Raw genomic sequence first — 9,273 nt, 5'->3', positions numbered from 1 at the left:
AAACCACCCGTCAGGGTGGTTTTTTGCTCTCTGGGAGTGGGCATCGTGCATTGCGGCGATGCCTTTGGTGGGGGAGGTGACAACTGGAGTCGGGTTGATACCGGGGCTGTTTCAGAGGGAGAGGGGGCCTCACACCGCGGCGAAATGCGGTGCGGTTTGTTGCCCGGCCTCAGCTAGAGGTCAAACTCGCTTTCAGCGGGCGGTTTGAGCGCGGACAGCAGGTTGGCGAACACCAACAACACGCAGATGATGGCCATTGCTTCCTTCAGCCAAGCCATTTGCATCGGCATGGATGAGAGGAAAGCGGTGAGGCAAAGTACGCACATCGTGAACAGCATCATGAGCCCATTCCCTGTCTCTGTACTGCATAGTTGCTTCATTCGCTGAAGCTATACAAACTTGAGTATAGATATGAATTTCGAATCTGCCGGAAACTCAGTGATATGCGAGCCGATCTAGTTCAGCTTCCCCGGGCCTTGTTCCGTGCATCGACCATTCGCGAGCAAGAGCCAAGGCTGGCCGAGCAGTTGAATATCCCGCTGTACCAGGTGATGGAAGCGGCTGGCGAGGCGGCCTGGCAGCAGCTGCTGCGGCGTTGGCCACAGTGCCAGGCGCTGGTGGTGTTGTGTGGCGGCGGCAATAACGCCGGTGACGGCTATGTGCTGGCCCGCCTGGCCAAGGCGCAGGGGCGACAGGTTCGGTTGCTGCAAGCCCAGCCGGAGCGGGCACTGACCGGGGACGCCGCCCGTGCCCAACAGGCCTGGTTGGCCTCGGGCGGCGAGGTGTTGCCGCTGCAACAGATCCCGGCCGATGGGTCGCTTTATGTGGATGCCCTGGTCGGTACCGGATTGCGAGGGCCGCTGCGCCAGGAGATGGCGCAATGGGTCGAGCAGCTCAACCGGCTGAATGCACCGGTACTGTCGCTGGATATCCCCTCGGGCCTCAATGGCGAAACCGGCGCTGTCACTGGGCTGGCAGTGAAGGCAACTCACACCATCACCTTTGTTGGGGTCAAGCCGGCCCTGCTAACCGGGGCTGCCCGCGAGTACGTGGGGGAGTTGAGCTTTGCGCCGCTGCAACTGGGTCAGGCTCTGGCGGCCAGGCCGGCGGATGTGCTTCTGGGGTCACCCCGACAGTTGAAGGATTGGCTACCGGATCGCTCAGTGGCCAGCCACAAGGGGCAGCATGGCCGGGTTTTGTTGCTGGGCGGCGAGGCCGGTATGGGCGGCGCCCTGTTGTTGGCGGCTGGCGCGGCCCTACGGGTGGGCACCGGCCTGGTCGCGGCCATGGGCCATCAGAGTGTCGTTGCGCCCATGTTGGCACGTCATCCGGAGGTGATGGTTGAGGCGCTGGAGTCCGAGGCGCTAGCGCAGCGATTGGCCTGGGCCGACGCGATCGTACTGGGACCTGGTCTGGGGCAGGGGGCAGTAGCAGCCCAGTGCCTGCCTCAGGTGTTGGCGCAGTCTCAACCTGTTCTGCTGGACGCTGATGGCCTGAACTGGCTTGCCGAGCACCCTCGCCACCAGGATAACTGGGTGCTGACCCCTCATCCTGGCGAGGCGGCTCGACTGCTGGGTTGCTCCGTGGCGGAGATCGAAGCCGACCGCTTCGGCGCCGCTCGCCGGTTGCAGCAGCGCTACGGCGGGGTGGTGGTACTGAAGGGGCCCGGTACCCTGATCGACGGCGGCGATGGCCCGCAGCTACTGCTGCCTGTGGGCAACCCAGGCCTGGCCACAGGTGGCAGTGGCGATCTGTTATCTGGCATAATCGGCGGCTTACTTTCGCAAGGGCTGGCGCCCATGTCTGCGGCGTGTGCCGGGGTGTTGATCCACGGTGAAGCGGCGGACGATGCCTTGGGGCCGGGGCCCAAAGGCATGCTGCCGTCTGATCTGCTGCCACACATCCGAAACAGGGTTAATCAAGGGGACGTATGAGCCAACATCAGGTGAACCTGGCCGACGAAGCGGCCACATTGGCGCTTGGCGCGCAGTTAGCCGGTGTGATCCGGCCGCCACTGGTGGTTCACCTGGAGGGAGACCTGGGGGCTGGCAAGACCACCTTCACCCGCGGTCTGGTGCAGGCACTGGGCCATGGCGGTGCGGTAAAAAGCCCGACCTACACCCTGGTAGAGCCCTATGAGCTGGGCGACATACAGGTCTATCACTTTGATCTGTATCGCTTGTCAGACCCTGAAGAACTTGAATTTATGGGGATCCGTGATTATTTTGCGGACAATACCCTGGCGTTGGTGGAATGGCCGAGTAAAGGCGAAGGGATCCTGCCGCAGGCCGATGTGCACCTCCATATGCAGTACCTGGAGCGTGGGCGCGAGGCAACCCTGACCGCATTGTCACCCGCTGGAGAACGAATACTCGCTGAACTTGCCTCTGAGGGATGATGCTCGCTCGATTGCTGCAACCGCTTGGTGTGGTGTTGTTGATGCTGGTGCTTTGCCAGTCGGCCTGGGCCAACCAGGTTAACAACATCCGGATCAACCATAGTGCCGATAAGACTCGGGTGGTGCTGGATATGGCGTCCAGCCCGGACTACAAGATCTCGCGCCTGACCGGGCCGGATCGGGTCGTGATCGATCTGACCAACACCAAGCTGGCCACCAAGCTCGATGGCTTGGGTGAGGAGTCGCCGATGATGCGACGGATCCGGGCCAGCTCCCCCAGTGCTACCGGCAATCTGCGTCTGGTGCTGGATATGTCGGTTTCCGCTGGGCACAAGGCGTTCCGCCTGGGCCCCAGTGGCAGCGCGCCCCATCGCCTGGTGGTCGACCTGTCCCCCTCCGGCGGCAACCCGGTGCAGGGCGCCAAGGCCCAGCCCGGCCGCAAGGTGGTGATCGCCATCGATGCAGGCCATGGCGGTAAAGATCCTGGCTCCATCGGCCCCAGCGGCGTCTACGAAAAGAACGTGGTGCTGCCCATCGCGCAAAAGCTGCAGCGTGACCTGGATGCCCACAGCGGTTTTGAGGCGGTGATGGTGCGCAGCGGCGACTACTTCGTCAGTCTCGACGATCGCAGCGCCAAGGCTCGCACCAGCAAGGCCGATCTGCTGGTCTCCATCCACGCCGATGCCTTCTCCACGCCCCAGCCTAAAGGGGCCTCGGTGTGGGTACTGTCGCTGCGTCGGGCCAACTCCGAAATGGGTCGCTGGCTGGAGCGGGACGACAAGCTGTCGGAACTGCGTGGTATTGGTGAGGTGATCTCCCAGACCAGCCAGGATGATCCTCACCTGCAGCGCACCTTCCTCGATCTTGCCCGGGAGAACTCCATGATGGAGAGCCAACAACTGGCCGGGCGGATGCTGGGGGAGCTGGGACGGGTGACCACCCTGCACAAGCGTCGACCGCAGTCCGCTTCGCTGGCGGTGCTGAAGTCACCGGACTTCCCCTCGCTGCTGGTGGAAACCGGCTTTATCTCCAATCCTAGTGAAGAGGCCAAGCTGCGGACCCGCGGTCATCAGCAAAAGCTGGCCAACGCGCTGTCCACCGCCATCGTTGCCCACTTCAGTGAGAACCCGCCGCGGGATTCGCTGCTGGCCCAGCGCCAGGTGCATAAGGTCCGTCGGGGCGAATCCCTGTCGGTGATCGCCTCTCGCTACCAGGTCAGCCTCAGCGCCCTGCGAAGCGCCAACCAGCTGCGCTCCGACACCCTGGCGGTGGGCCAAGAGCTGGTGATCCCCAAGCTGTAGGAGGGGCCATGCCCATACAGATACTGCCACCGCAACTGGCTAACCAGATTGCCGCCGGTGAGGTGGTGGAACGCCCCGCCTCCGTGCTCAAGGAGCTGGTGGAGAACTGCCTGGATGCCGGTGCCAGCAAGATTGAGATCGACGTCGAGCGTGGCGGCAGCAAGGCCCTGATTGTCAGAGACAACGGCAAGGGGATCCCCAAGGCCGAGCTGGAGCTGGCACTGGCCCGCCATGCCACCTCCAAGGTCAGTTCACTGGAAGATCTGGAATCGATCCTCAGCTTCGGCTTCCGCGGTGAGGCATTGGCTTCCATCAGCTCGGTGGCCCGCCTGACCCTGAGCTCACGCACCCAGGACGCCTCCGAGGCCTGGCAGGCCTACGCCGAAGGGCGGGAGATGGCGGTACAGGTCAAGCCCACGGCGCATCCGGTGGGCACCACCGTGGAGGTGGTGGACCTGTTCTTCAATACCCCGGCCCGGCGCCGTTTCCTGCGGGCGGACAAAACCGAATTTACCCACATCGAGGAGCAGCTGCGCCGCATCGCTCTGGCCAAGGACGAGGTGCACTTTACCCTGCGCCACAACGGCAAGCTGGTGCGCCAGTATCGGCCTGCCCGCAACGAGCGGCAGAAGCATCAGCGGCTGGCTTCCATCTGTGGCAGCGCCTTTGCCGAGCGGGCCTTTGCCCTGCGCTGCAGCAACGATGATCTGGCCCTGACCGGCTTTATGGCGCTGGATGACGATCGTGCCCGGGTCTCCGATGTGCAGTACTTCTACGTCAATGGCCGGGTGGTGCGCGACAAGCTGGTCAACCACGCGGTGCGTCAGGCGCTGGAGGAGTGTGGCCTGAGCCAGGCGGCGGGGTATGTGTTGTACCTGACCCTGGATCCGCACGAGGTGGATGTGAACGTACACCCGGCCAAACACGAGGTGCGTTTCCATCAGGCCCGCTACGTTCACGACTTTATCCTCACCGCACTGCAGCAAGGCCTGGTGGCTCGGCTGGAGGCAACCGGTGGTGTCGTGGCCGAACCGGCGGCCATCGAACCGACCCGCTATGAGCCGGTGGCCACGATGGAGGCTCCGACCGCCCCCGGTCAGGTTCGCAGTGAGTCGCCCGTCTATGGCGATCGGGTCAGCCGCGGTTCAGGCGGCGGTGGGCACTATAGCCCTCCGCCGCTGCGTCCCAGCGCCCCCAGTGCCGATGCGGTCAGCGTCTACGGTGAGCTGATGCGCACCGAGGCACCGGCGGCGCAACAGGGCAGCGACTGGCGCTGGATGACCCAGCTGGATGAGGACACCGCACTGGTGGCCCAACAGCAGGAGCTGCGGCTGCTGTCGATGACGGCACTGCACCGGCATCACCAGAAGCAGGCCCTGTTGGCCCGGCTGCCACAAGGGTTGGTGGGGCAGCCGCTGTTGCTGCCGGTCAGCATCCCCGCTGATGTCAACTGGCTGGGGGTATTGGAGCAGCGTCAGGAACTTCTGCGTCGCCTGGGCATCGAAGTGGTGCCCCAGGGCAAACGCCTGGTGGTGCGCACTGCACCGGCGGTGTTGCGCCAGGCGGATCTGGTCAAGGCGGTGAGTGAACTGCTGCAGTGGCTGGAGCAGGATGAGCCGGAAACGGCGGCGCTGGCCCACTGGTTGTCGGGCTGGAGTCAGCCCGAACTGCCGGGGCAGGCGTTATGGCAAGGATTGGCCAGCGAAGAGCAAGATAACCTGGTCAGTCAGTTGGGCATCGCCCTTCCCTGGCGTCACCTTTTGGAGCAAAACGATGAGTGATCCACGCCCATTGGCGATCTGCCTGATGGGACCCACCGCCTCCGGCAAAACCGACCTGGCCATCGCCCTGCGTCAACGTCTGCCGGTGGAGTTGATCAGTGTGGACTCTGCGTTGATCTACAAAGGGATGGATATCGGCACCGCCAAGCCCTCTGCCGAGGAGCTGGCGGCGGCACCGCATCGCTTGATCGACATCCTTGACCCGGCCCAGAGCTATTCGGCAGCCGATTTTGCCGCCGATGCCCTGCGGGAGATGGGCGAGATCACCGCGGCGGGGCGGATCCCGCTGCTGGTGGGCGGCACCATGCTCTATTTCAAGGCGTTGCTGGAGGGGTTGTCGCCCCTGCCTGGCGCCGATCCCGCGGTGCGGGCTGAGATTGAGCAGGATGCTGCCGAGCGGGGCTGGCAGGCGCTGCACGACGAACTTCGGGCGATTGACCCGGTGTCCGCCGAGCGCATCCATCCTAACGACCCGCAGCGATTGTCCCGTGCTTTGGAAGTCTATAAAATATCTGGACAGACACTGACCACCCTGACACGGCAAAAGCGTCCCCCGCTGCCGTATCGAGCCGTTCAGTTCGCCATCTCCCCTGAAAAGCGCGAAACCTTGCATCAACGCATCGAGCAACGCTTTATGGCGATGCTCGAGCACGGGTTCGAACAGGAAGTGCGAGCGCTGCACGCCAGGGACGATCTGCATCCGGGGCTCCCCTCCATTCGTTGCGTGGGGTACCGCCAGATGTGGTCGTACTTGGATAACGAGATTTCACATGATGAGATGGTGGCCCAAGGTGTGGCCGCCACCCGTCAATTAGCGAAACGTCAATTGACCTGGCTGCGAGGCTGGGAGGGCGTTGAGTGGCTGGAGTCTCAGGATAATGTTAATGTAGATAAAGTGTTGAGAAAATTAGCCTTGTAATTCAGTCTGGGCTATAAGTAACTTGCGCCTGCGTTTTCAAAACGCCACTCATACTTTATTGAAAGCTAAAAACAATTTTATAAGGAATTCAGAATGGCTAAGGGGCAATCTCTCCAAGACCCGTTTTTGAACGCACTGCGCCGTGAGCGCGTTCCGGTTTCCATTTACCTGGTGAATGGCATCAAACTTCAAGGCCAGATTGAATCATTTGACCAGTTCGTGATTTTGCTGAAAAACACGGTAAGCCAGATGGTGTACAAGCACGCCATCTCCACGGTAGTTCCGGGCCGCCCCTTCAACATGGGCCACAGCCAACAGGGCCAGCAAGGTGGCCAGGGTAACTACAGCAATCAGGATCACGGTGACAACAACACCTGATCGTCAATTAGGAGTCTGTCTGCTTGTTTGAGCGGTATGAAGCAGGCGAACGCGCGATCCTCGTTCACATCGATTTCTCACAAGAGGGTGAACGGGAAGACCTGGAGGAGCTGAAACTACTTGTCAGCTCCTCTGGCGTTCAGTCTTGCGGCGTCGTAACCGGACGTCGCTCCCACCCCCATCCCAAATACTACTGTGGCGCCGGCAAGGCGGAAGAGATAGCCGCCAGCGTGCAAGCTGAGCAGGCCGACGTAGTGATCTTCAACCACGCCCTCAGTCCCGCCCAGGAACGTAACCTCGAGCAGCTGTGCCAATGCCGCGTGCTCGACCGTACCGGCCTCATCCTCGATATCTTCGCCCAGCGCGCTCGTACCCACGAGGGCAAGCTACAGGTGGAGTTGGCCCAACTGCGCTACCTGTCCACCCGGCTGATCCGGGGCTGGACCCACCTGGAGCGGCAAAAAGGCGGTATCGGCCTGCGTGGCCCCGGTGAAACCCAGCTGGAGACCGACCGTCGACTGCTGCGGGAGCGGATCAAGACCATCCTTAAGCGCCTGGACAAGGTCGCCAAGCAGCGCGAGCAGGGCCGTCGGGCCCGTCAGCGTCGCGAAGTGCCGACCCTGTCGCTGGTGGGCTACACCAACGCCGGCAAGTCGACCCTGTTCAATCGGATCACCGACTCCGGGGTGTACGCCGCGGACCAGCTGTTCGCCACCCTGGACCCGACCTTGCGGCGCATCGAGCTGTCCGAGGTGGGGCCGGCCATCCTGGCGGACACCGTGGGCTTTATTCGTCACCTGCCCCATGACCTGGTAGCGGCCTTTAAGGGCACCCTGACCGAAACCCGCGAAGCGGACCTGCTGCTGCACGTGGTGGACTGCGCCGACGAACGGGCGGCGGAAAATATCGAATCGGTGCAATCGGTACTCGAAGAGATCGAGGCTGATCAGATCCCCACCTTGCTGGTGTATAACAAGATAGATGCGTTGGAGGAGGCAGGCCCGCGCATCGACCGGGACGAAGAGGGCAACCCGGTCCGGGTTTGGGTTAGCGCCCAGGCGGATCAAGGCATGGATCTGCTGTTCGCCGCCCTGACCGAGCGCCTCGGCGACGCCATGCTGGATCTGAGGCTGGCACTGCCGCCAGTGGCCGGTCGCTGGCTGTCCCGACTGCACGAACTCAACGCCGTGATGGCCACCGACTACGATGAACAGGGCCAGACCCTGGTCACCTTGCGGTTGCCTGAACGGGACTGGCAGCGCCTGCTGAAAGCCTCTGACGGCCAGCTCGCTGACTTTATCCGCGAGTAATTGGCTGATAAATTAGCTAGAGTTACAACAATCTAGCGATCCTACACCTATGGAGCTGTATTAATGGCCTGGAACGAGCCTGGTAATCAAGGCAAAGACCCCTGGGGTAACCGGGGCGGTAAGGATCAGGGGCCGCCTGATCTGGACGAAGTGTTTCGCAAGTTCTCCTCCCGCTTTGGCGGTGGGGGCGGCAACTTCAACAAAATGGGCGTGTTGCTGGTGCTGATCGGCGCCATCATCGTCTGGGGCCTGTCCGGCCTGTACAAGATTGAGGAAGCCGAGCGTGGCGTGGTGCTGCGTTTCGGAGAGTTCCACGAAATCGTCGGCCCCGGCCTGAAGTGGAAGCCCACCTTCATCGATGAGGTCTACCCGGTCAACATCCAGCGGGTTAACCGCCTCAACGCCTCTGGCCTGATGCTGACCCAGGATGAGAACGTGGTGACCGTGCAGATGGAGGTGCAGTACCGCATCGAGGATCCGCACAAGTACCTGTTCAGAGTGACCAACCCGGATCAGTCCCTGAGCGAAGCGCTGGACAGTGCGCTGCGTTACGTGATCGGCCACACCACCATGGACAACATCCTGACCGTGGGCCGTGACAAGGTACGTCGCGACACCTGGGAAGAGCTGGAAGGGATCATTGAGCCCTACGACATGGGTCTTCGCGTGGTTGACGTGGCCTTTAAAGAAGCCCGTCCGCCGGAAGAGGTGAAGCCCGCGTTCGATGACGCCATCGCCGCACAGGAAGATGAAGAGCGTTTCGTCCAGGAAGCCACCGCGTACAGCCGTCAGGTTGAGCCGCAGGCCCGTGGTCGCGCCGAGCGTATGCTGCGCGAAGCCAACGCCTACCGTGAGCGTGTCGTTTTGGAAGCCGAGGGTGAGGTCGCCCGCTTTACCCAACTGCTGCCGCAGTACGAGGCCGCCCCTGAGGTGACCCGTGAGCGTCTCTACCTGGAGACCATGGAGCAGGTATTCTCCAACACCTCCAAGGTGATGGTGGACAATAAAGACGGTGGTTCCATGTTCTACCTGCCGCTGGATAAGATCATCCAGGGTGGCGGCAGTGCGCCGATGGTGGAACAGGCCCCGGCCAACCGCCAGACCAGCACCAGCAGCTCCGGCGCCCGTACTACCTCCAGTGACAACAGCACTGGCCGCAGCTCCGTTCGTCAGGGGAGAAACTAAG

Annotated in this window: 9 protein-coding genes; 8 read left to right on the top strand and 1 reads right to left on the bottom strand. The window is 62.3% G+C overall.

What is annotated here, in order from left to right:
- Window positions 1-173: 173 nt before the first annotated feature.
- The gene (locus BUC04_RS23970; protein ID WP_156480037.1) at window positions 174-341 is read right to left on the bottom strand and encodes a hypothetical protein; all 168 of its coding nucleotides are present in this window, start codon (window positions 339-341) and stop codon (window positions 174-176) included.
- A gap of 102 nt (window positions 342-443) precedes the next feature.
- Between BUC04_RS23970 and BUC04_RS13655 the strand changes: the two genes are divergently transcribed.
- From BUC04_RS13655 to hflK, 8 genes are all read left to right on the top strand, one after another.
- Window positions 444-1,934, top strand: a complete 1,491-nt coding sequence (locus tag BUC04_RS13655) for a bifunctional ADP-dependent NAD(P)H-hydrate dehydratase/NAD(P)H-hydrate epimerase (protein ID WP_073325929.1) — start codon at window positions 444-446, stop codon at window positions 1,932-1,934.
- Window positions 1,931-2,398 carry a tRNA (adenosine(37)-N6)-threonylcarbamoyltransferase complex ATPase subunit type 1 TsaE gene (gene tsaE, locus BUC04_RS13650; protein WP_067663889.1) on the top strand — a complete coding sequence of 156 codons (468 nt, stop codon included), beginning with the start codon at window positions 1,931-1,933 and terminating at the stop codon, window positions 2,396-2,398. The genes BUC04_RS13655 and tsaE overlap by 4 nt, the downstream gene beginning before the upstream one ends.
- Window positions 2,398-3,699, top strand: a complete 1,302-nt coding sequence (locus BUC04_RS13645) for an N-acetylmuramoyl-L-alanine amidase (protein WP_234977412.1) — start codon at window positions 2,398-2,400, stop codon at window positions 3,697-3,699. Before tsaE ends, BUC04_RS13645 begins: the two co-directional genes overlap by 1 nt.
- A gap of 8 nt (window positions 3,700-3,707) precedes the next feature.
- Entirely contained in the window at window positions 3,708-5,480 is a 1,773-nt protein-coding gene (gene mutL / locus BUC04_RS13640) for a DNA mismatch repair endonuclease MutL (RefSeq protein ID WP_067663895.1), read from the top strand.
- Window positions 5,473-6,399 carry a tRNA (adenosine(37)-N6)-dimethylallyltransferase MiaA gene (miaA, locus tag BUC04_RS13635; protein WP_067663900.1) on the top strand — a complete coding sequence of 309 codons (927 nt, stop codon included), beginning with the start codon at window positions 5,473-5,475 and terminating at the stop codon, window positions 6,397-6,399. Before mutL ends, miaA begins: the two co-directional genes overlap by 8 nt.
- 93 nt (window positions 6,400-6,492) lie before the next feature.
- Window positions 6,493-6,777: an RNA chaperone Hfq gene (hfq, locus tag BUC04_RS13630; protein ID WP_067663901.1), complete on the top strand. Its 285-nt coding sequence runs from the start codon at window positions 6,493-6,495 to the stop codon at window positions 6,775-6,777.
- Window positions 6,778-6,800: 23 nt separating this feature from the next.
- Window positions 6,801-8,087: a ribosome rescue GTPase HflX gene (gene hflX / locus BUC04_RS13625; protein ID WP_067663904.1), complete on the top strand. Its 1,287-nt coding sequence runs from the start codon at window positions 6,801-6,803 to the stop codon at window positions 8,085-8,087.
- 63 nt (window positions 8,088-8,150) lie between these two features.
- Window positions 8,151-9,272, top strand: coding sequence for an FtsH protease activity modulator HflK (gene hflK / locus BUC04_RS13620; protein WP_067663907.1), 1,122 nt, complete (start codon window positions 8,151-8,153; stop codon window positions 9,270-9,272).
- The last annotated feature ends 1 nt before the right edge of the window (window position 9,273 follow it).

Source organism: Ferrimonas marina, assembly GCF_900129905.1.
Taxonomy (GTDB): Bacteria; Pseudomonadota; Gammaproteobacteria; order Enterobacterales; family Shewanellaceae; genus Ferrimonas; species Ferrimonas marina.
Note: the sequence above shows the minus strand (reverse complement) of the source record. Positions and strands in the feature narration are given on the sequence as shown.